Raw genomic sequence first — 21,954 nt, 5'->3', positions numbered from 1 at the left:
GGGGAGCAGGGGAGCAAAGGAGAGTTATTGTACAAGTTCTTTCCCCTCTGCCCCTCTGCCCCTCTGCATTTCAAGCTTGTGAGAAATGCGGGCAAGGAACGGGGATCAACCTGCCCCCTGCCTCCTTCAAGTTCGCCGATTAACTAGGGTAGCGCTAGCTTGGTCAACAGGCATCAGCACAACTTCATTAATATTGACATGGGGCGATCGCGTCACGCAGAAAAATATCACATCAGCCACATCATCTGCTGTCAGGGGTGTAACTCCCTGGTAGACTTTGTTGGCGCGTTCAGTGTTCCCGTGAAAGCGCACCTGACTAAATTCAGTTTCTACCATCCCAGGGTCAACGGAAGTTATACGTACCTGCGTCCCTAACAGGTCTTGTTTTAAACCTTCAGAAATTGCTCTGACAGCCGCTTTGGTAGCACAATAGACATTACCACCAGGATAGGTTTGATGTCCGGCAATGGAACCTAAATTTACTACATGACCGCGATCGCGACTCACCATTCCCGGAATGACATAACGCGAAAGGTAAAGTAAACCCTTAACGTTAGTATCAATCATGTCTTCCCAGTCTTGAAATTTACCTTCGTGCAACTTGTCTAAACCACGACTTAAACCAGCATTGTTGATGAGAATATCGATGTCAGACCAGGCAGACGGTAGAGTAGAAATAGCAGATTCTACAGCGTTGCGATCGCGCACATCTAGCTGTAATAAATGAATTTCAGTATTAAATTCTTTACTGAGACTATCTCCTAGCTGCTGCAAACGTTCTAGCCGTCGTGCCGCTAAAATCAGTTTTGCACCCGCACCAGCGAAGATTCTCGCACAAGCAGCACCAATACCACTACTTGCACCAGCGATCAAAATAATTTGATTTTGTAGGGAAGTCATTAGGATAGTTAGGAGTGAGGAGTTAATAGTTATAAATTATGAATTAGGAACGTGGATTAAATAAAGTGTAAAAGTAGGGTGTGTTAGCAAGGAGAGTACGGCACCATTCTCCGTTCCATCAGAATTGCAGGTTATTAAGTTTGCATTCCTAACTCCTAACTCCTGTAGAGACGCGATTAATCGCGTCTCTACTCCTAACTACTACTTCACCACTTGTAGGCGCTGAGTTACCATCGTCATCCCATTACCCCGCAGGATGACAGCAGAAACCCATTGGCTACCAGGGGTAGATGGTGCTTGTGCCGTTTTAAATAGTCCGCCAGATGTCAGTAATTCCAAATCTACAGGTGTGGGGTTGAGAAACTTATCTGGTTGGATAGATTCTTCTAGCGCCGTTCCTAGTAGAAAATCATCACCAAGTGGCTCTTGAACGATCGCATCAAAGTTATACTTCTGACCAACTCGTACTTGCTCTGGTAATTTAATATCAATTTGGGGTGGCTTACTGCCAGAGGTAAGTAGGGTGCGTTCTGTCAAAACATCTTGGCGGACGATTTTGCCGCCTTCAATGCGCTGACGCGATTTAATGGTGGCATTGAGAGCCAATTTATTACCGTTACTGGAGGGTAAGCCAGTTATCTTCGTTTCTGTTTCAGCAATAATCCCATTCCCTTCAGATTTTGAAGATAGCAGTTTGGTACTGTATTGCAATTTGGGATATCGTTGCCAAAGTGAAGTCAAAGACTTTTCCAGAGTTTGGAAGTTTAATCCATCCCCATGAGTGAAGGAAGGGCTGTAAAATTGCAACACCCCTTTGACATCGCCCCGACTGGCAGCTGCATCAACTTGTGTCAACAGATTTTTTAGATCGGCTGGTGCATTTTGAACTGTACTAGCTTGGGCTAATTGCTGTGGTATCGTCGCTTGAGTGCGTTGCCAACCACTTGTTAAACCAAGGGCGATCGGGAACAAAACCAACCAAATACTGGCTTGAAATCTGAGTTGACGTTTCACTAAGGCTGTAATAATTTTAGTCATTGAGAAGAGTTTACTGATTTGATGAGAGAAAGTCAGGAAATTGTTTTATCTTAGTTAAGCTAGACGCTAAACGGTAGAGGTTTGATGGCAAACGCACCGATACGATTATTAATAGCTGCCAGTGGGACTGGTGGACATTTGTTTCCAGCGATCGCACTGGCACAAAAACTTCCAGATTATCAAATTGAATGGCTGGGAGTACCCAATCGGCTAGAAACTCAACTTGTCCCTAAAGAGTATCCCTTGAATACTATTGCAGTTGAAGGGTTTCAGCAAGGGTTTGGACTCGCCTCGATTCGCATCTTCGGTAAACTCGCCCTTTCGATTCTAGAAGTCAGACGAATTCTCAAGCAGGGAAATTTTCAAGGGGTATTTACCACAGGGGGTTACATTGCCGGGCCAGCTGTGATTGCGGCGCGTTCCCTCGGTTTACCCGTGATTTTCCACGAATCTAACGCCTTACCCGGTAAAGTAACTCGCTTTTTTGGCCCTTGGTGTAGTGCCGTAGCCTTGGGATTTGAAGTTGCTGCTAAATATTTGCCCCGTGCCAAAAATGTCTGTGTTGGTACTCCCGTAAGAGCGCAATTTCTGGATGGGGCAATTAATCCACCCCTAGATTTAGCCATTCCTGATGGTGTTCCTTTAATTGTCGTCTTTGGTGGCAGCCAGGGTGCAGTTGCGATTAATAAATTGGTGCGCGAATCTGCAAAAGCTTGGTTTGATGCTGGTGCTTATGTAGTACACTTAACTGGCGATCGCGACGAGGAAGCAGATACTCTCAAACATCCACAGTACATAGCCTTGCCTTTTTACAACCTTATGGCGGCATTGTTACAACGAGCAACTCTTGCCATTAGTCGTTCTGGTGCAGGGAGCTTGACAGAATTGGCAGTGTGTGGAACGCCAGCGATTTTGATTCCTTACCCCTTTGCCGCAGAAGACCATCAATCTTACAATGCAGACGTATTTACTTCATCTGGTGCGGCGTTAACGTTGAAGCAATCAGAGTTGACGGCCCAAGAATTGCAAAGTAATGTGTTGAATTTGTTGCAGTCACCACAAGAGTTAGCAAAGATGAGGAAAAATGCAAAGGCGATCGCAGTTCCCGATAGTGCCGAAAAATTAGCGCAATTAGTGCGTGAGGTGGTAGAAACTTAAAAAATTCAAAATTGAAGATAGTAAGAGACAATAGGAATTTATTCTCTAGGTTATGAATATCTTATTTAACCAAAAATTCCGCCTCACAGTAGGTTTTGCTGCCTTATTACTTGTCAGTTTAGCCAGCAACTATCTATATACTCAGCCAAAAACTAAACAGCTAGTCCAACAAAATCAGTCCTTGACTCAGCCCGACAAATTTGCCCCACTTCAATCACAGATTTCTCTCACCTCAAAGTTTCAAAATTCTTTTGTAGCTCAAAAAATATCTTCTGATGAAATTATTGGGAAGCAAAATGCTATTTTGTCTCGGCAAGATTTGATATCAGCTTCTGCACCTTATTCAGTTGTCGATGAGTTCAAAAAATATAAATTTAGCATTAATGGCAGCCAGGTTGTTACCCCAAGCAAACTACCAAGTAGTAAGGTTAACTTCGAGCAAGAAGATTTATTAACTGTTCTTGTTAATACTAGAAAATATTTTCAAGACCACTCCTCAGAAGATCCAGATATTCTCCGTACAGGAATGCTTGCAACTCAAGGTGTAACTGTGCCAGATGTTCTCAATACTTTGAATTTCATGATTGCTGTCTTAAAGGAAGATATTGCTAATAATCGAGCTACTCGTTTACAAGATCCTAACTTTATCAATACCAATTTTCGAGTTATTAAATGGTCTGCATACAACCCAAAGAATAAACAGCAAAAACAATTACGAATTACTAAATATGCTGTTTTCACTCATCCTGGTTCTCGCAAGAAAACCTCTACTTTTAATACACCAATTTATAGCTTAAAAGAAAACGCTAATAACGATAAATTCTACACTAAGTATACAAAGCAAGACGTTTTGTCAGGTATTTATGAACCAGGTGGTAGAGAATTTGGGAAAGTTACCAGTCTTGCTTATCTAACTAGAAATGGCTTAGAAGAAGCAATTATGGAAGGAACAATACTGATTAATTTTACAGATGGTTATAAGGCATTTTTTAATGTAGACAGAAATAATGGAATGGCTTATATTCGCGGATTGAAGGCAACAGCACAAAAGCGTTACTGGTATTTTAGAGAAGTTGATGCTATTAAAGGCTATGGATATAAAATAGATGCAAAAATTTCTATCAAACCCGGAGTCACTTTTGCTGGAGATGTTTTGAATATCGGTTTAGGTAAAGTGGTTGTAATTGAGCATACTAAAGGTGGTCGCAAATATCTGCGAATGGGAGTCATTGCTGATACAGGCGGAGCCTTTTTACCCAATCTTTATCAACTTGATTTTTTGGCAGGTATATTTAAGAATAAACAAGAATTTGGACAAAATATCGCACAATTGCCAGAGTATGCTACAGCATATTTTTTAATCAAGAAGTAATGTAGTATTTTGATAGAAAATTGAAGAAGAATTTAGGTGTCAGAATGCAATCAGTCACTTAATTCTGACTCTTGATTGTTCCCATACTCCTAGAGGTAGAGTATGGGAACGAGAGAATTAACCTTACTAGGCGCAGAGAACGCAGAGAGGGAAATCAGAGATTTTCACGACTCATTTAGGATTGCTATATACATGACAATACTTGGTCTACACCGTAGCCTTACCAAAGAGAGGGATTAAAGTCAGGAATTTGTGTTCAATGGGATATGATATTAGGCAAGTTTACCTTGTGGAAAACTTGTGGAAAAACTTATGTAGTTTTCCACAAGGTAATTATACTTAATTAAGTTTTATCAGCAAAATATCAAGTTTTTCCCAGATTTATCCACAAAAAGTAAGATTTTTTCCCCACTTTAAGTTAAATTTAATCAATTTTTAGACGTTACTTAATATTTCCGACTAATTATTTAGCCGTCAACCCTAGCGATCGCAGTGCAGGTTGTGGAAAACTGAAAATACATCTTCAGGATGGTTTTTGAGAACGGCTAGTGAGATTGATGCGATCGCTCAGTTGGCGGAGAGTTTGTGCTAAAGTGCGATCGCTCTGGTGGAGTTGAGTAATTTTATCGCAACTATAGATTACCGTTGTATGGTCTTTACCACCAAACTCTTCCCCAATTCTCGGTAAACTCAGAGACGTATGTTGGCGCATGAGATACATTCCTAATTGACGCGCCCAGCTAATCTCTCTTCGTCGGGAGTTACTTTTGAGGTCATCTATTGAAACATCAAAATTATCCGCCACAACCTTTAAAATCGCTTCTGGGGTGGCTGCCATTTTTTCGTTAGGCGGTTCTAAAACTGGTGTGATATTTTCCACCGTCATGGGTAAGCCCCAAATAGAAATATAAGCCACCGCCCGAATTAAAGCTCCTTCTAATTCTCGAATATTAGAAGTATAGTTAGAAGCAATATACTCAATTACATCGCGGGGAAGACGAATATTTTCATCTTCGGCTTTTTTTTGCAAAATTGCCATCCTCGTTTCTAAATCCGGCTTTTGGATATCTGCGATTAACCCCATAGAAAACCGAGAACAAAGACGTTCTTGCAAACTAGGAATCTGGTTAGGAGGGCGATCGGAAGCAATCACAACTTGTTTACCAGCTTCATGTAAAGTATTAAAAGTATAGAAAAACTCTTCTTGGGTGTATTCCTTTCCTTCTAGAAACTGAATATCATCAACTAACAAAAGATCGGCGGCTCGATAATGTTCTCGAAAACTTTGCATACTATCCTTACGAATGGCTGTAATTAAATCATTAGTAAACTGCTCCGTAGAAACATAAAATATTTTACAATCAGGCGAAATTTCCCAGCGATAATGTCCAATAGCCTGCATGAGATGAGTTTTACCTAAACCCACGCCCCCGCATAAAAATAAAGGATTAAACTCTTTACCAGGAGATTCTGCAACTGCCAAAGAAGCAGCATGAGCCATTCGATTGTTGGCACCAACTACAAAGCGTGAAAAGACATATTTAGAGTTTAATTCAGTAGTTTTCTGATTGCGATGAGAAACAGCTTTAGGAATACTGCTAGAATTTTGCGATTCCCAAGAAATCTCTCGTTCACTAAAATGAGAAACCTCATCACCTTGAGCCACAGTAATGTAAATTCCTACAGGATGACCGAGAATATCTTGGACTACATGAGCAATGGTATTGATGTAATACTTCTGTAACCAATTACGAGCAAATGGGTTAGGAGTGCGGATTACCAAGCAATTATTTTCTAATCGCTCTGCACTAGCGGTTTTGATCCAAGTTTCAAAGGTGGGTCGGGATAGTTCAAGCTGTAGGCGCTCTAGTACCTGACTCCACAGACTTTCTATGGGAATTTCCATTATCCACCACCTTTGCTGCTAATCGTCACAATAGAAGATAAAGCATCAATTTAGCATTGACACACGCTAGACCTAGAATAAGCTTTTAAGTTGTAATCATTTTGGGACATACCCAGTAGGCAAGATCCTAACATCCACTGACTGACACGGAGAAGCAACGACACATGAAGACAACAAACCATGACTTAGCACCCAAAAAGATCGATCCCAGGGGTTTACCCCAGAGGTTCTGGATGCTCTTATATGGGGTAGCAGTGGTGTTCTTGGGAAGCTGCTCTCTTGTACCAACTAAGACCTTTGAGACTCGACAAAGCGACACTCAAGCCCCAAAAACAATAGAACCCAATCAACCCAATCCGGGAATTGTCCCCCCGCCGATTTTATCGTCATCTGAAGACCCTAATTTTGTGGTAAAAGTAGTCCAACAAGTAGGGCCTGCGGTAGTTCGCATTGATTCTTCCCGAACAATCACTTCTCGCGTACCAGACGAATTTAACGATCCATTTTTCCGGCGATTTTTTGGAGACGCAACGCCACAGCCTAGACAACGAGTAGAGCGGGGTAGCGGCTCTGGATTTATCATTAATTCTTCTGGTCAAATTGTGACCAATTCCCATGTGGTAGATGGTGCTGATAGAGTGACTGTCACCCTCAAAGATGGCCGGACTTTTGATGGGAAAGTACTGGGTGAAGATCCGGTAACTGATGTGGCTGCGATTAAAATTGATGCCAACAATCTGCCAACCCTATCTGTAGGTAACTCCGATGCTTTGCAACCAGGAGAATCGGTAATAGCTATTGGCAACCCGTTAGGCTTAAATAATACCGTTACTTCTGGAATTATTAGTGCTACAGGACGTTCTAGTAGCGATATCGGTGCTAGTGATAAGCGGGTTGATTACATCCAAACGGATGCTGCGATTAACCCTGGTAATTCTGGTGGGCCATTGCTTAATATTCGCGGACAAGTAATAGCAATGAACACAGCTATTATCCGAGGCGCTCAAGGTTTGGGATTTGCTATCCCCATTAACACCGTGCAAAAAATCGCCCAGCAATTAATTGCTACAGGCAAAGTCGATCATCCTTATTTGGGTGTTCAGATGGTGACACTGACACCAGAAAATAAAGAAAGAATAAAAAATATAGCAGGCGATCGCTTAAATATTACAGCAGATGACGGCGTTTTGCTCGTTGAGATTGTGCCGCGATCGCCTGCTTCTGTGGCTGGACTACGAGTCGGTGATGTGATTAAAAGCATTAATAGCCAGCCTGTTACTAAAATTGAAGAAGTGCAAAAGCTAGTCGAAAATAGCAAAATCGGTACTAAGTTACCAATACAGGTGGAACGCAATGGGCAAATTGTCCAACTAGGAATCCAACCTGCTGCTTTACCAGCGAGACGTGAAGGATAAAGTTGGTCATTTGTCATTTGTCATTTGTCATTTGTCATTTTAAAAGCAACTGACATACTTACTCTACTCCCCATTTTCCATTCCCAATTCCCCATTTATTAAAGGAGTTCCCCAATGAATGAATTAGCACCAATTATTCAATTAGGCAATCCAACATTGCGCCAAAAAGCTGCTTGGGTTGAGAATATTCAAGATGAGCATATCCAAAAATTAATTGAAGACTTAATCGCCACTGTTACCAAGGCTAACGGCGTGGGAATTGCTGCACCTCAAGTAGCACAATCCTATCGTTTATTTATTGTGGCTTCCCGTCCTAATGCCAGGTATCCCAACGCGCCGGAAATGGAACCTACTGCTATGATTAATCCCCAAATCATTGCTCATTCTAGCGAACTTGTCAAAGATTGGGAAGGTTGTTTAAGTGTTCCAGGAATTAGGGGGTTAGTTCCTCGATATAAATCCATTGAAGTGGAATACACTGACTATCAAGGCAATTTACAAAGGCAAGAATTAACCGATTTTATCGCTCGGATTTTTCAACACGAGTTCGATCATCTTGAGGGTATCGTATTTGTAGATCGGATAGAAAACACTCTCGATATGATTACTGAGCAAGAATATCAACAACGAATAGTTAACAAATAAATGGGAGTGGGCAAGAGACGCGATAAAATCGCGTCTCTAAGGAGTGGGGAGTAGTATATCAATTACGAATTACGAATTACGTTAGCGTAGCGGTAGCGAGTCCGCGAGCGTCATTACGAATTACGAATTACGAATTACGAATTATTTAAGCGTGTGTTTCGCAAACTCGCTCGTCTCGCCACAATTGATATAGCTGTGTTGCTGGCATTGTCATATACAAAACGTCACCAACACTAAGGTTAGTTTCTAGTAAATCCCAGCCATGAAGGGTTTGGTTGTTTGTTTCTACATACAAAGGTACACAGTCAGATGACATTGCTACATCTTTCACCCACTGCCCACAAAAGGCGTGTGAAGCTGTGATCGCGGTTGCAAAAGCTACCCAAAGACTATCGGCTGTGATGCCATTGCCAAGGATGCGTCCCCCTAGTGCAGCAGCAGCAAAAGCTGGGGCTGCTAGTTCAGCCGGACTCAGTACGGCCTCGAAGCCAAATAGCTGTTGCGCTATGCCGGCAAAATCGGGATCGGCATAATGAACAATCACCGGAATGCTAGGTGTCAAGCCTTTGGCTTTGAGGGCAATTTCTAGATTGGTAGCATCATTGCTAGTAACGGCAAGGACGGCTGCGGCAGAGTCTATATTGCTGGCTTTAAGTATTGTACGGAAGCTGGCATCGCCCTGAATTACGGGAATACCGAGTTCACGGGCGGTATTAATATATTTATTGTTGGAGTCGGGTTCAACTACTACAACTTCATATCCACTGGCGTGGAGTTGCTGGACAATTCTCACCCCAATACCACTCAAGCCACAGACGATGTAGTGATATCGCTGGGGAATTCGGGCTGCATCCCAAAATTGCTTAAAGCGGCTTCCCAAGACAAAATCGGTGAGCATTGCATACCAAATACCAATCACTACTGCTCCAACCAGCATCATCACAACGGTAAATAACTTAATACTGTTAGGAGCATTTTCTACTACTTTGTCATTACCACCGGCTCCCGTAATCATGCCTACAGAAAAATATAGAGCATCGACAGGAGACAAACTCAACTCAGCCGACATATAGGTAAATGTGGCGATCAGAATAACCGCCAATAGCGCAATAGCACCCACCAAGACTGAGCGCCCGTGTTGCTGAAACAGCCTAATATTAGTCAAGACTTTCAGCAATTTTCTAATCAACGATCGCCTGGGAGAACGGATGCGGGGTTGCGTACCAACAATTAAGCGATCGCCTACTTGGATCTCTTGGCCAGATATGACACCTGATATCAAATCCATCTCACCTTTTACTGGCAAGTAATAAATCAGCATCCGCGAGCGATCTTCCCACAATTCACTCAGCTTTAGACCTTTCCAGAAGTGGTTTTCATCAATGTACTCTTCGTGAATTGGCCAAGTTTGCTGAAATAATTTGATTTGTCCGATCGCTCGGTTTCCCAGTGCTGCAAAGGTGAATACAGGTGCTGCTAATCCGACAACACTCATACTCAAATGGTCTGGCAAACTTTGATCTAGGCGCTCACCCAAATTTGTATTATAAAAACGGTTGATAATCCGAATCTGGGGATTCAGCACCCGCGCTTGCATCATAATAGACAAATTCAAAGCATCTTTAGATCCGGCGATGACTAAAGTGTGTGCCTGTTGAATTCCTGCTGCTGTTAGGGTAGAAGCTGCTTGTAAATCGCCAACAATCACATCTCCTGCCGTTTCGCCAGGGATAGATTGGTGATGAATACCAACAACGAAGGTTCCCTGATGTCTCAGCAAACGAAAGGTTTTATATCCGGTACGTCCTAAGCCACAAACAATAATTCTGGGTTTCATGAAACGGCAGCATCTTTTACAGGTAGGGCTGCATTTCTAGTTATTTATCAATATTGTTGCCCATTTTGCTGAAATATAACTGTAGCTGACAACACGATTGTTTCAATTGGGAGCAGGGGGCAATAAAATAATCTAGAAAAATATGGCAATTTTTGTAGGTTGTGATACGCTATCTGCTTGAGAAGTGTGGAGGAACCGAAAATGACTAAGCTGCGCGTGGGATTACTGTTTGGCGGTCGTTCGGGAGAACATGAAGTTTCAATCAAATCAGCACAGGCGATCGCTAAAGCCTTAAGTGCAGAGCAAAATGCTAGTAAGTACGAAATACTGCCTTTTTACATCCAAAAAGATGGACGCTGGCTAGCAGGAGAAGCGCCCCAAAAGGTTTTAGGAACCGGCAATCCGTTACTAGAATCCGAACAATCAACTTCCGAAGGAAATCTGACATCCAACCCTCAAGCCCAAACCTTAAGCAAGTGGCAATCTCCCTCTCAAGTTGCCCAAGTAGATGTTTGGTTTCCCATTCTCCACGGCCCCAACGGTGAAGACGGAACAATTCAAGGGTTACTAACTTTGATGCAAGTCCCCTTTGTTGGTTCTGGGGTGTTAGGTTCGGCAATGGGGATGGATAAAATTGCCATGAAAATTGCCTTTGAGCAAGCGGGGCTACCACAGGTAAAATATAAGGCGATAACTAGAGCGCAAGTTTGGTCTAATCCTTGCATATTTCCGAAATTGTGTGATGAAATTGAGGCAGCATTAGGTTATCCTGCTTTTGTCAAGCCCGCTAATTTGGGTTCATCAGTGGGAATTGCCAAAGTGCGATCGCGCCAAGAATTAGAAGCCGCCTTAGATAGTGCTGCCAGTTACGATCGCCGACTAGTTGTCGAAGCTGGTGTCGTCGCCAGGGAAGTTGAGTGTGCTGTTTTAGGAAACGATCGACCCCAAGCCTCTGTCATTGGAGAGATTAGTTATGACAGCGATTTTTATGATTATGAAACTAAATATACAGAGGGTCGGGCAGATTTACTGATTCCGGCATCGATTCCAGATGCGATCGCCCGTAAAATTCAGGACATGGCTTTGCAAGCCTTTGCAGCTGTTGACGCTGCGGGATTAGCAAGGGTAGATTTCTTCTATGTGGAAGCGACACAAGAAGTTTTGATTAACGAAATCAATACTTTACCAGGCTTTACGGCGACGAGCATGTATCCCCAACTCTGGGCCCATAGTGGAGTCTCCTTTCCAGAATTAGTCGATCGGTTAATTCAACTTGCTCTTGAAAGGCATTCTCCTAGCTGACGGAAGAAAATAAGCAAACTAATTTCAGATTATTAGGGCAAGAAGTCACAATAAATACACAACTTTGACAAAAGTTAGCCGGATTTGGTAGCCTCTGTTTTACAAAAAAGCTACTGGAATCGGAAATTTTGTTACGGATACCCGATGCTTGACTCCTCCAGTACAATTTATTGACTAGAGGGGTACAAATCTGAAAGTAATCATGGAAAAAAGTCAGAGTGTACAGCGCGAGCCAACCCGACTCAGAAGGGCTACTCCAGAGCTGACAAACAGGAAATCGAGATTAAAACAAAGCTCGAATGTTCTGATATATCTGGTTGCACACCATCCTTGGCTATTATTAACTGGGTGTTTAGCCATGTTTTTAGGAGGTGGTGTTTTTGCCGTGTATAGCTTAGGTAATGCTGGCCCGGTAGCACAAGAAGAACCAGAAAAAATCCCAGTTATCGTTGAAGAACCAATCAGTATACCCTCTGAGAATAGCAATCCTACGCCTTTATGGATGGTGGCTGCGATCGTCCTCAGTTGTGGTGGTGGTTCCTTGCTCATTTTCAAAATGCTCAACCGGAAAAAGCAACCGCAAAAAGTCCAAAAACAGGTTAACCGCCATCAGGTACGCTTGGCACAGAGCAATTACCAAAAATTGGAACCACGCCTTCCCAAGAACCAGCCAATTTTTGTGCCACAGCCACAACTGATGACGATGCCGATGATGCAGATGCAACCGAAAGCAAAACATCTAGTTACGGTTCTACCAGCAGAACACAAACACCACTTGGATACGCGCCCGGATTCTTTGGCAGACTTGATGGATCTTCGTAAAGATAGTTCATTGTCTGCAATTTTACGTCAGTATTAAATTTCCTGTAAAGCAAAAACCTTTCAAAATAATACTTTTTGCGAATTAGGGCACGGTTCTACCGTGCCTTTACTAATTATATATCTAGCATTTATATAGCATAAGACTTAGTTACTCAATGCTAAAAAAGTAGCAGTTCGTCCGGTTAAACTGATAAAGAAGAAAATATCAGATTAGGCAGTGCATAAAATAGTGCGGTTAGTTTTGACGGCAATATTGCTGGTGCTAGTTACAGCTTGTGGCAGTATTGGACTGCTACCGACTAGCGAGTTAGTGCAAAAAGCGATCGCACTTGGGCTAGAGCAAACTCAACAAAAACTTAGCCAACAGTTGGATCTAGATTTTCAAGGATTTGAAATCAAGCGGCTATCCATTACCCAGCAACAACCCCTAACCATTGAAAACTTACCAGCTTTCCGCGTTCGGGGAACTTACGATTTGATTCTCAAGCTACCAAAACGGCGCTTAACGCAACCAAAACAACCCTTTGACGTTTACTTGCAAATTCAGCAAGAAGGTAAAACTTGGCGATCGCTAATTCCAGAAAAAGGTAGTAAAGGTACTCAATCAATTTGGCGCAGTTATTTAGTTGAGTAAACCTGTGTCATCAAAGTACTTTTTTTCGGTTGCGTAAGAATTGCAAACCATTAGCGTAAACACCAAATGCCAGTAAACCTGACATAAAACCGGGTTCAGGAATACTAGCAGTAGATACAGAATTGATACCTACAGCAAAATCTTTATTCAAGTCTACATTATCAGCAAATGAACTGTCGGCAGCACCAATAAATATAAATTTTGCATCAATCGGAACTTGTACAACAGCACCATTAAAATCTCCACGTGAGATGTAAAAAATACTATTGTCTAAACATTGAGACGGAAGACAACCGTTAGTAAGAATTGCATTAATAGCGCCAGGAACTCTATCAGTCGTTGCGCCATCATACTCTCCGGTACTTGGTAGCAATCTATTGTCAGCGCTGAAAGTAGCCCACATTGAACCAAAGTATTCGTCAGTCGGATCGCCAAAGGGTGAAAAACTGCCAAACCGTTCCAGTTTAATTGTGTCCCCTGAATTAATTCCCAAGTCTGTTAGAGAAAAAGGTACGCTATCAGGACTAAATGTATATGAAGAAATAAAACTTGCACTGGGGTCGATATTAAATTTAGCTGCCAAAGCTTGAGCCGAATCAATTTTGAATAGTAGTACTAAGCTGAAGGCAGTTTTAGCAGTTGCAATTGATAACTTGGTGAACAATTTAGAAATTTTTTGATTTTTCAAAAAGGCTGACATAATAATTTCCTCCAAATTGTTAATTACTGGATTCAGACATAAAGTGAGGTATCAAGTTATAAATCAGCTATTTTACTATTTAATTTATATTTGCGAGTATATTTAAATACTTAGTCGTTAAAATATATTATTAAAGATAAAATTGTCAATCTACCAAGAGCTAGTTGACAATTGATAACAATACTGAAAAATGGATTTTTATCTACGTTTTGCTTGATGAATTGAAATCTTCTTTTCTTAATAAGGGCAAAAGTTCTGCGCCGACTCTCCCAAATTCTGATAAACGATGCATGAGGCTATTGTTCCGAAGTCAAAGCTATGAACTCTTCGGATAGAGAAACTTTTCATCGGTAATTAACACTTAAAAAGTTCCTTTGTCGCAGTTGCGGAAGAACTACATTCAGGATTTTTAAATTTTGAATTACCTACAGTGGAATAATGTGCTGCTAAAAAAATTATCACAAGGATTCTGAACACAAAAATTTTTCAGTCTGAATTCTGCACAGTGTGATATGTGCAACTAGAAAAACCATCACAAATATATTTGTATAATTGAGAACCGATAGCCATAATCGAGGTGATAGTTTCACCGGAGACAGGGCAAGATGTATATTAACTTTTTCATCAGTTCCATCGCTGGAATTGTGGTTGTAGTGCTAGCGGCTTTTGGCTTACTGCAATGGTTGCACATCCCTGCTGGTAACTTTCTTGATTGGGTGATTGGTGGTGCAAGTTTTTGGTGGCTGTTAGTAATTGTTACCGTACCGTGGAATGTGCATTTTCAAGCCAAAGAAGTCTTAGCAGAAGCAGCACAATCAACTGAGAAAGGAATTCCAGTCGATGAGAAACAAGTGAAGTATGTCACATTATTAGCAAAGCGATCGTTCTGGGTTGCCATTGCTTTCCACTTATTCTCAGCCATTGGTCTTTATACCCTTGCTGCCACTGGTATTAGTACGGTGGGATATATAAGTTCTGGTGCAGCTTTGTTATTAACGATTCTGCGTCCAGCTATTCGAGCTTATGAGTATTTATATGCGCGGTTAGCGATGATTCGCCAACAATGGAAGTATCCGCGCGAAGATATTGTTGAACTGCGCGATCGCTTCTCGATATTGGAACAAAAAATCCAGTCGTTGGAAGATCAACTCAACCCCGAACAACCCTATTCCTTATCTGCAACTCAACAACGCTTTGCCGAAGAGACTCGCAGAGATTTAGCCCGGATTGCAGCTAATTTTGAGGAATTACGGGCAACAAATCAAACAGAACATGAGCGTTTGGCAAGAGAAGCCCGAACTGCGATCGCGCAACTTTCCACTGACGGGCAATTTCTCGATCATGTCCGCGAAATTATTCGATTTTTTAAGACTGCTTAATTATTACTTTCATAGCTAACTGAACTTTAAATTTTGGATGATGGTATTGAATATTCATCATCCAAAATTTAAAAAGTTTCTCCAAAGGGGATTGTTGAGGCGTGTACCTAACTAGAAGAGGAAAGGCTATAGTGAACTCACAAAACTTCAGGAGTACTCACAATGAATCAGATACAACTTACTTTAACTATTGGTTATCTGTTAATGACAGGCTATTTTTTTAGCAATTGGTTAATATTTTCTCTACGTCATCCTGTTTCCACTCCAGAAGATAAATTTTTATCTGTTGTGATGTTTATGGTGACAACTCTCTTCTGGCCTCTGATGATTCCGATATCTTGTTTAGAAATAGTTGAAAAAAAGCGAATAGACTTTAGTCAAATTATTCCTGTTCTCTTAGCAATATTTATATTTAGTATTTCATATTATTTTACCGAATAATTCATAACTAATCTTTGCCAATCACATCTCATCCTTATCATGATATATATTTCCTGGTAAGCAATTAATAAGAAAATAATTGTTGATTCGTCATACATCTAATATTTGTCTTTACTGTGTAAAAAATTAATATTAGATGCAATCCTTATCAACCGCCTTATATCCCGCCACTGATTCCGAGTACAGAATTCAGTGGGGGACTTACGGCGTAATAGTTAAAAAAGATAACCTCCTGGCGGATTGAACCAGGAGATTTAAAAAAAATTGATTCATCTCTACAAGCGTTGTAGCAGGCTCAAACCGTGGGTATCAGTACCACAGGTATTGAAAAGAAAGTATTCATCAGCCAGCTTTTGCACTTGTTCTGATTCCAATATGCTGGGTTTCCAAGGGTTAGGGTTGTTGTAAGCATAGAAAGTTTCCACGCCATCGATCCCTTTTTGGGATGCGGCTGGAATTAACTCAAAATGCGATCGCTTGTAACGCGCTGGATGAGCCAGAACTGCCAATCCACCAGCTTCGTGAATAGCGGCAATCACGTTACTTGCCTGATATTCTTGGCCTGTAGTTGGCCTTCTTTGCAGATAGGGTTTCATACTAGAGTGTTCTGGAGCAAAAGCATAAGCCAAAATATGAACTTCTATATCCAGAAGGTTTGCATTGATTTCCACGCCACTCCACAGATAAGGAGTTGTTGCACCAGAATTACTCCACTTCCAATCTTCTAACCAAGCAAGGGCCGCTTGATAGCCAAGAATGCCATGATGGTCAGTGATCGCCAACCCTTTTAGTCCAATTGCGATCGCCTGCTCCATCAATCCACTCGGCTTTAACCTGCCATCCGAGTAGATAGTGTGCATGTGAAAGTTGAATAACCTTGGACAACTATATGCATCAATGTTCTGGAATACTTGCTTCAAAAGTTCTGCTGAAGCAGTAGTCTGGGCCAAATTTATAGCCATAACCCCCTCTAAATAAAAATATATATTTTTAACACACTAAAACGCCCCATCTACAGATGAGAAATTTCCAACACTGTAAATTAGTATTGGTGGCTACTTTCTCAGCTTTCTCAGCAAATTTTTCAATATGTTAAGACTACGTTAGCAAATCTTAACCTCAGTAGTCATGGGTAATTTGTACTACTTTAAACGTAAGTAGCAACAAATATTACATATAAAATTTTGTAAATACACTTATACTATTTGTGCGAAATGACTTATTTTGAGAGATTTAGGAGGATAATTTTCTCTAATAAGCCTGAGATGTAAATAGATATCACGTGTCAAAAAAACCTATTGCTCAGTAATTGCACTAATTTTATTTAATCCAGTAATAAATTTAGCATAGGCGTAGCCCGCCGCAGGCATCGCATGAGTGAGTTTATAATGGTTCTCAAAAAACTAGCGATCGCTTGCGGCTGATTATACTTCCCGCGCAATCCCAAAAGAATCCCCCTTCAAAGTTACCCCAAGGGGTTCTATCACCACCTCGCGGCTAAGGGAGGCTTCAACCTTTCCAGCAATCACAGCCGTTAACTTATGTTCTCTCGCGAGGATGACAATCCTTTCTGCATCCGCCTCTGATTCTGTATAAAATGCAAATCCGGCTCCGTAGTTGAACACCGAAAGCATCGTTTCTGCCCCGCCCTCAAGATGACCCTCGACAAACGTAAATATCTCTGGTACTGGGAGCATCGTTTCGACAACATATCGGAGTGGCTTCACCGACCGCATCAGCTTTTGCCATCCATGTCCAGTGATATTCTCCATCGCGGTGGGGCGAATTCCTTCGCCAAGTACCGCCTGTACAAGCGGCGTGTAGAGATATGAAGCAGCATTCATCGCTTCCCAGAACTCCTGCCCACTTGGAAGCTTTGTTCTATACCCATCAGGAAGGGATTCAGCAAGCTTTCGCAGTGGGGTAAAGCCGTTCTCATGGGGGCCAGAACTCTCAACGAGAACAATAGTATTTCCGGCATCCAGACGCGAGCTATCAATCGGAGCAACACCAGGCGGCATAACCCCAAAAACCGAACCTGCAATGTCGAGCCGACCTGGAATCATCTTAGTTTTAAGTTGAGGAGTTTCCCCTGAGAGATAGACACACCCCACTCGTTTGCACCCTTCAACGACTCCATCCAGAAACCCATCAAGAAAGACAGGGGTAAAAATTGTTTCAGGAGTACTTGATGGCAGATAAAGGCCAAGAAGTAGAGTCTGCATCCCTGAAGTTGCTGCATCGTTCGTCAGACACGAGATGATTTTGATCCCGATGTTCCACCAGAATCGCCGAAGTTCTTCTTCGGAAAGGTCGTCAGGACGAGTATCGTCTGCCGTTCCTAGTCCTTCAGGGACAAGTGTTAGAGAAATTTCTGGAGCGCCCGCTTGAATAAATGGAGCGAGGTTGAAGCTGAAAGCGTTAGCACTTGCTCCAAGACCCGATGCGGGGACAGTACCATAGGCGCTTGCAAAGGTAAGCGTGCGTTTTGCAGCATCGATGAAGCATCTTTTTGCGGCATCGAGAGTATCGTAATCGACTTGATCGAGAGCTTGAGCCATCAGGTTGCGTTTTAAGTTAGGAGTAGAGACGCGATTAATCGCGTCTGTGCAAGAGTTAAAAGTTAGGAAAAGTCATAACTCCTCACTTTAAAATACCTCATCTTCAATACCGCGCCACCATTCCCCTAAATTCATCAAGTCTTGGTAAATATCTTCTAATTCTTTGGTGTAGATATCGTTTGTCAGGGTGGCTCGACGCTCTTGCAATTTCTTGAGGCGCAGTTGTACCAATACCCAAGGTTTAGTAATGCTATTCGTTGCTTCGATGTATTGCGCTAGTTCTTTGCTATCCATATAATATTTTAATTTTTATGCTACTACTTTTAAGATACAGGAGGCAGTTAAGGCTGATGAAAAAGGTTTTTGAAAAAGAATTATCAGAAAGATAATATACTGAAAACCCCACCTCGAAGAAGCGGGGATGAAAGCTATTTACAGAATTTATCGAGATAAATTTTAGATGCGTTTATCCAGGGTAAAGGGATAAAGTCGAGTTAAGAGGGTGTTTATAACACCCTCTTAAAAATGGAAATTAGCCCCTACTGTTTAACATTACTCAAGAAAGTTGGGACTACGACTAGTGCGACCATTACGACCAATAGCTGGAATCTCCAGTAAGGGGTTGATATCAGTAGCTTTCCCTGTACCGTCGTTGGTAACGGAGGTTTCGTTTCCTGGATGTCCATTAGGAACGAACAACTGCGGATGGTCGAAGGGCGCTTTCTCGTAACGAACTCGCTCGTCAGTGAGCGCCTTCAGAAAAGTTATCAGGTCATCTTTATTCTGATCGCTCAGGTTAAGATTCTCGATATCCGCATCTAGATTGGCAATGTTCTGCTCGTGGAAGTCGCCACCCCGATTGTAAAACTCAACTACTTGGTTGAGAGTTAACTTTCCACCATTGTGGAAGTACGGTGCGGTGAGTTCCACGTTGCGAAGTGTAGCTACCTTGAAGGCTCCGTCCGCGGCTATTCTCTGGTTGGGGCTGACCGTGATATTGGGATCTGCGCCGAGAAGCTGCTGGAATTTTCCTTGTTGAGCTACTCGTGACTCTGAGAGCGGATTACCAAAGGGGTCTTTACCACCTACGCCTAAGTCATCTGTAGTCGGTCTGACACCAATGTTGTAAAACCCGTTGTCATAGACCGCTTCTTGTCCATCCCCTACTATCATGCGTTCGAGTCGTTGACCCTGAACATTTTTCACGGAAGCGTTGGTGAATTCTGCACCACCGTGACAGTTGATGCATTTGGCAGCTCCCTCAAAGAGGTGTTTACCCCTTAATTGCTGTGCAGTTAAGGCGTTTTGGTTGCCATCAAAGTACTGATCGATAGGCGCATTGTCAGATACTAGTGTGGACTCATACAGTTGAATCGCCAGCCCGAAGAAAAGCGAAAAGTTGTACTCCATTAACGTGTATGCTTTCTTGTTTGAATCGAGAATACTCCCTAAACCCAAGAGGACAGGTTGCCGACTACCGTCATTTTTATCAACCTGAATTGACCATGTGGAATTCCACCACTCTGGCTGGAAGGCAGCTTCAATTAGCTGCTTGTAAGTCTTATTAAGACCTTTTCCATCAGGCGTTTTGTAAATACCCAAAACGCTATCATCAACAGCCACCTCCTGTTGTGCGAGTGGTTTTAGATTCGAGGAGAGTAATTTTTGACCAAGATCCCTTGGAAGCTTTAATCCTGTAGGAAGGCTTTTTAAGAGATTTATGATGTCACCCAGTAGGCTTGGCGTTCCAACTGCCTTTTTACCGACATCCTGAAACGTGCGACCATCAGCAGACATTTCAAATGAACTAAGCGGCGGGCCCACTGCCTGGGAAGCTAGAGATGAGTTCTTGAGCTTCACACTAACTGTTTGTGGTGGAGTTACAGAAGTTGCTGCTTTGTAAAGCTTGGCGTTGGGATCTCTTAACCCAAAGGGATTAACCCCATTGAAGGAGTTTTGAGCGCGTCCATCCCAGAAGTTGCGGAAGTTGAACACCGCATTGATCGTGGTTGGTGTATTGCGCGGCTCTACCCGACGCGTTTTGATGCCTCCAACGTTGAAGATTGGATCGTTGAGTTGAGTCACATTGTCTTGAGGATTACCAGGAGTGGTACTCACGAACTTGGTATTGAAGACTCCTTCGGAGGAAGCAACATCGTTAACATCAGAAATCACAGTAGACTTACGGTCGTTTACATCTGCCAATTTGTGAAATGGGAAATCTGTTGCCTTCAGCGTGTAGTTTGGCCCTCCGAACCTGAAGGTATTATCGGGATTCGGATTGCCGCTTGCATCCACACGCAAAATGCCTGGATTAATCTGGTTTTTAACCCTGTTGTCCGCTCCGGCATGGAAGTGACAAGTAGCACACGATGTCCTACCATCGCTGCCGACCTGCATATCCCAAAAAAGAGCTTTTCCCAGGGCGATCGCTTTGCTCTTATCTTTTACGTAGCCTGTATAGTCTGGCCCTGGAATCGGCACGGTCTTTAGTGAAGCTAGTGGCTGGGAAGGCGGCGTTATCTGTGCCGATACAGTATGTCCGGCTAGCACTGCGATCGCCACAAATGCTGCGATCGTCACACTGCTTTTTATTCTCCTTGAGAATCTTGATGCCAGATCGCGAAGTCTGGCTACCACAGCAGCCACAAAAGTGAGAGTAAGTTGGATTTTCCCCATATTTTATGTAAACGTTAATGTTGTCAAAAGTTGAAGCATTAATGCTCCCCTCTCAAATCTGAAAATTTGTTGTATCTCATGACACATAAATGTTAAAGTATCAGGTTTCTTATACTTAAGTAAGTAGGTAAGAATAAGTCAAACTATATTACGTAATATAAAATCATTAAATTAGCTCATAGTAAGGATTAAAGCGGCTTACTGTAACCTTTAATTATTCATACCCACTTACTTTTTTAAGTATAATTTTTCTTAATATAATTTTTTTTATGAATTAAGCCAGTGTTGCTGCGTAGCAGCTTAGAATATTCCACCACATCTACCCAGCAAATTAAAAACAGCCACGAATACTACTCGTGACTGCAATTATTGATAAATTAACAGGTTGTTTTTGCTTTACATATCTGGTAAAAGCTACTGTTACAACCGATTCAACACTGGTACATGATTAAGCTTTGGCCAAGTTTTCAGCAGCAAAGTCCCAGTTTACCAAGTTATCTAAGAAATTCTTGATGAACGCTGGACGAGCGTTTCTATAGTCAATGTAGTAGGCATGTTCCCAAACATCCAAGGTTAGGAGTGCCTTTTTACCATGAGCTAGAGGGTTTTCTGCATTGGGTGTTTTGATCACCTTCAGCGTACCACCATCATCAATCAGCCAAGACCATCCACTGCCAAATTGAGTTGCAGCCGCGTTAGAAAACTCTTCCTTGAATTTATCGAAGCTACCAAAATCTTTATCAATCTTGGCTGCAAGTTCACCAGTGGGTGTGCCACCACCTTTTGGTTTCAAGGAATTCCAGAAGAAGGTGTGGTTCCAAACTTGGGCAGCGTTGTTGAATATTCCCGCCTTAGAGGAGTCTTGGAAGGAAATTTTGATTACCTCTTCCAGAGACTTATCAGCAAGTTCTGTACCTTCAGTCAGCTTGTTGAGGTTGTCTACATAAGCTTTGTGATGCTTACCGTAGTGATACTCGAAAGTTTCAGCTTTCATGCCATCTGGCTCTAAAGCATTAATGTCGAAGGGTAGCGGGGGCTGTACAAATGCCATTGTGTCAAATCCTCTCTTTACCGGTTTCCAGTTTTAAGCTATTACAGAAGCTTGGGAAATTAACAGCTTTTATTTTTGAGGTTTTATGTCTTTAATGATTGAGCATAAAACTTA

19 protein-coding genes are annotated in these 21,954 nt (G+C 42.1%); 9 read left to right on the top strand and 10 right to left on the bottom strand.

Annotated elements, in window-relative coordinates; genetic code table 11:
• Positions 1–126 precede the first annotated feature (126 nt).
• Both CDG79_RS19985 and CDG79_RS19980 read right to left on the bottom strand, forming a co-directional pair.
• Positions 127–900: an SDR family oxidoreductase gene (locus CDG79_RS19985; protein WP_094343679.1), complete on the bottom strand. Its 774-nt coding sequence runs from the start codon at positions 898–900 to the stop codon at positions 127–129.
• Positions 901–1,101: 201 nt separating this feature from the next.
• Positions 1,102–1,938, bottom strand: coding sequence for a hypothetical protein (locus CDG79_RS19980; protein ID WP_094343678.1), 837 nt, complete (start codon positions 1,936–1,938; stop codon positions 1,102–1,104).
• An 84-nt stretch (positions 1,939–2,022) separates the two neighbouring features.
• On the opposite strand from CDG79_RS19980, the gene murG reads away from it, so the two are divergent.
• Together murG and CDG79_RS19970 are read left to right on the top strand one after the other, a co-directional pair.
• The gene (gene murG, locus CDG79_RS19975) at positions 2,023–3,096 is read left to right on the top strand and encodes an undecaprenyldiphospho-muramoylpentapeptide beta-N-acetylglucosaminyltransferase (RefSeq protein ID WP_094343677.1); all 1,074 of its coding nucleotides are present in this window, start codon (positions 2,023–2,025) and stop codon (positions 3,094–3,096) included.
• A gap of 52 nt (positions 3,097–3,148) precedes the next feature.
• A complete protein-coding gene (locus tag CDG79_RS19970; protein ID WP_094343676.1) occupies positions 3,149–4,468 on the top strand; it encodes a hypothetical protein in 1,320 nt (439 codons plus the stop codon).
• Positions 4,469–4,991: 523 nt separating this feature from the next.
• Here the strand turns inward: CDG79_RS19970 and dnaA are convergent.
• Complete coding sequence (gene dnaA / locus CDG79_RS19965) at positions 4,992–6,374, bottom strand: chromosomal replication initiator protein DnaA (protein WP_094343675.1); 1,383 nt, start codon at positions 6,372–6,374, stop codon at positions 4,992–4,994.
• Between the two features lie 164 nt (positions 6,375–6,538).
• Here dnaA and CDG79_RS19960 point away from each other — a divergent pair, with 164 nt between their 5' ends.
• Complete coding sequence (locus CDG79_RS19960; protein WP_094343674.1) at positions 6,539–7,789, top strand: HhoA/HhoB/HtrA family serine endopeptidase; 1,251 nt, start codon at positions 6,539–6,541, stop codon at positions 7,787–7,789.
• 114 nt (positions 7,790–7,903) lie between these two features.
• The gene (gene def / locus CDG79_RS19955) at positions 7,904–8,434 is read left to right on the top strand and encodes a peptide deformylase (protein ID WP_094343673.1); all 531 of its coding nucleotides are present in this window, start codon (positions 7,904–7,906) and stop codon (positions 8,432–8,434) included.
• Between the two features lie 145 nt (positions 8,435–8,579).
• On the opposite strand, the gene CDG79_RS19950 is transcribed toward def, so the two are convergent.
• The gene (locus CDG79_RS19950) at positions 8,580–10,271 is read right to left on the bottom strand and encodes an NAD-binding protein (RefSeq protein ID WP_094343672.1); all 1,692 of its coding nucleotides are present in this window, start codon (positions 10,269–10,271) and stop codon (positions 8,580–8,582) included.
• A gap of 201 nt (positions 10,272–10,472) precedes the next feature.
• Here CDG79_RS19950 and CDG79_RS19945 point away from each other — a divergent pair, with 201 nt between their 5' ends.
• The 3 genes from CDG79_RS19945 to CDG79_RS19935 all read left to right on the top strand — a co-directional run bounded on the left by CDG79_RS19945 (position 10,473) and on the right by CDG79_RS19935 (position 13,029).
• A complete protein-coding gene (locus CDG79_RS19945) occupies positions 10,473–11,573 on the top strand; it encodes a D-alanine--D-alanine ligase family protein (protein ID WP_094343671.1) in 1,101 nt (366 codons plus the stop codon).
• Between the two features lie 202 nt (positions 11,574–11,775).
• Complete coding sequence (locus tag CDG79_RS19940) at positions 11,776–12,432, top strand: hypothetical protein (RefSeq protein ID WP_223278220.1); 657 nt, start codon at positions 11,776–11,778, stop codon at positions 12,430–12,432.
• Positions 12,433–12,621: 189 nt separating this feature from the next.
• The gene (locus CDG79_RS19935; RefSeq protein WP_094343680.1) at positions 12,622–13,029 is read left to right on the top strand and encodes a hypothetical protein; all 408 of its coding nucleotides are present in this window, start codon (positions 12,622–12,624) and stop codon (positions 13,027–13,029) included.
• A gap of 10 nt (positions 13,030–13,039) precedes the next feature.
• Here the strand turns inward: CDG79_RS19935 and CDG79_RS19930 are convergent, their stop codons facing one another.
• The gene (locus CDG79_RS19930) at positions 13,040–13,729 is read right to left on the bottom strand and encodes a hypothetical protein (RefSeq protein ID WP_094343670.1); all 690 of its coding nucleotides are present in this window, start codon (positions 13,727–13,729) and stop codon (positions 13,040–13,042) included.
• A gap of 605 nt (positions 13,730–14,334) precedes the next feature.
• On the opposite strand from CDG79_RS19930, the gene CDG79_RS19925 reads away from it, so the two are divergent.
• A complete protein-coding gene (locus CDG79_RS19925) occupies positions 14,335–15,108 on the top strand; it encodes a hypothetical protein (RefSeq protein ID WP_094343669.1) in 774 nt (257 codons plus the stop codon).
• Positions 15,109–15,270: 162 nt separating this feature from the next.
• Positions 15,271–15,549, top strand: coding sequence for a hypothetical protein (locus tag CDG79_RS19920; protein WP_094343668.1), 279 nt, complete (start codon positions 15,271–15,273; stop codon positions 15,547–15,549).
• Positions 15,550–15,824: 275 nt separating this feature from the next.
• Here CDG79_RS19920 and CDG79_RS19915 read toward each other — a convergent pair whose 3' ends face one another.
• The 5 genes from CDG79_RS19915 to CDG79_RS19895 form a co-directional block, all read right to left on the bottom strand.
• Positions 15,825–16,511: a PHP domain-containing protein gene (locus tag CDG79_RS19915; RefSeq protein WP_094328146.1), complete on the bottom strand. Its 687-nt coding sequence runs from the start codon at positions 16,509–16,511 to the stop codon at positions 15,825–15,827.
• 462 nt (positions 16,512–16,973) lie between these two features.
• The gene (locus CDG79_RS19910) at positions 16,974–18,110 is read right to left on the bottom strand and encodes an AIR synthase related protein (protein ID WP_094343667.1); all 1,137 of its coding nucleotides are present in this window, start codon (positions 18,108–18,110) and stop codon (positions 16,974–16,976) included.
• An 87-nt stretch (positions 18,111–18,197) separates the two neighbouring features.
• Complete coding sequence (locus CDG79_RS19905) at positions 18,198–18,404, bottom strand: hypothetical protein (RefSeq protein ID WP_094343666.1); 207 nt, start codon at positions 18,402–18,404, stop codon at positions 18,198–18,200.
• Between the two features lie 258 nt (positions 18,405–18,662).
• Positions 18,663–20,789 carry a cytochrome-c peroxidase gene (locus CDG79_RS19900; protein WP_094343665.1) on the bottom strand — a complete coding sequence of 709 codons (2,127 nt, stop codon included), beginning with the start codon at positions 20,787–20,789 and terminating at the stop codon, positions 18,663–18,665.
• Positions 20,790–21,237: 448 nt separating this feature from the next.
• Positions 21,238–21,840, bottom strand: coding sequence for a superoxide dismutase (locus CDG79_RS19895; protein ID WP_094343664.1), 603 nt, complete (start codon positions 21,838–21,840; stop codon positions 21,238–21,240).
• Positions 21,841–21,954: the final 114 nt, after the last annotated feature.

The organism is Nostoc sp. 'Peltigera membranacea cyanobiont' 232 (assembly GCF_002245985.1).
Classification (GTDB): domain Bacteria; phylum Cyanobacteriota; class Cyanobacteriia; order Cyanobacteriales; family Nostocaceae; genus Nostoc.
This window is presented reverse-complemented; position numbering and strand designations above follow the sequence as displayed.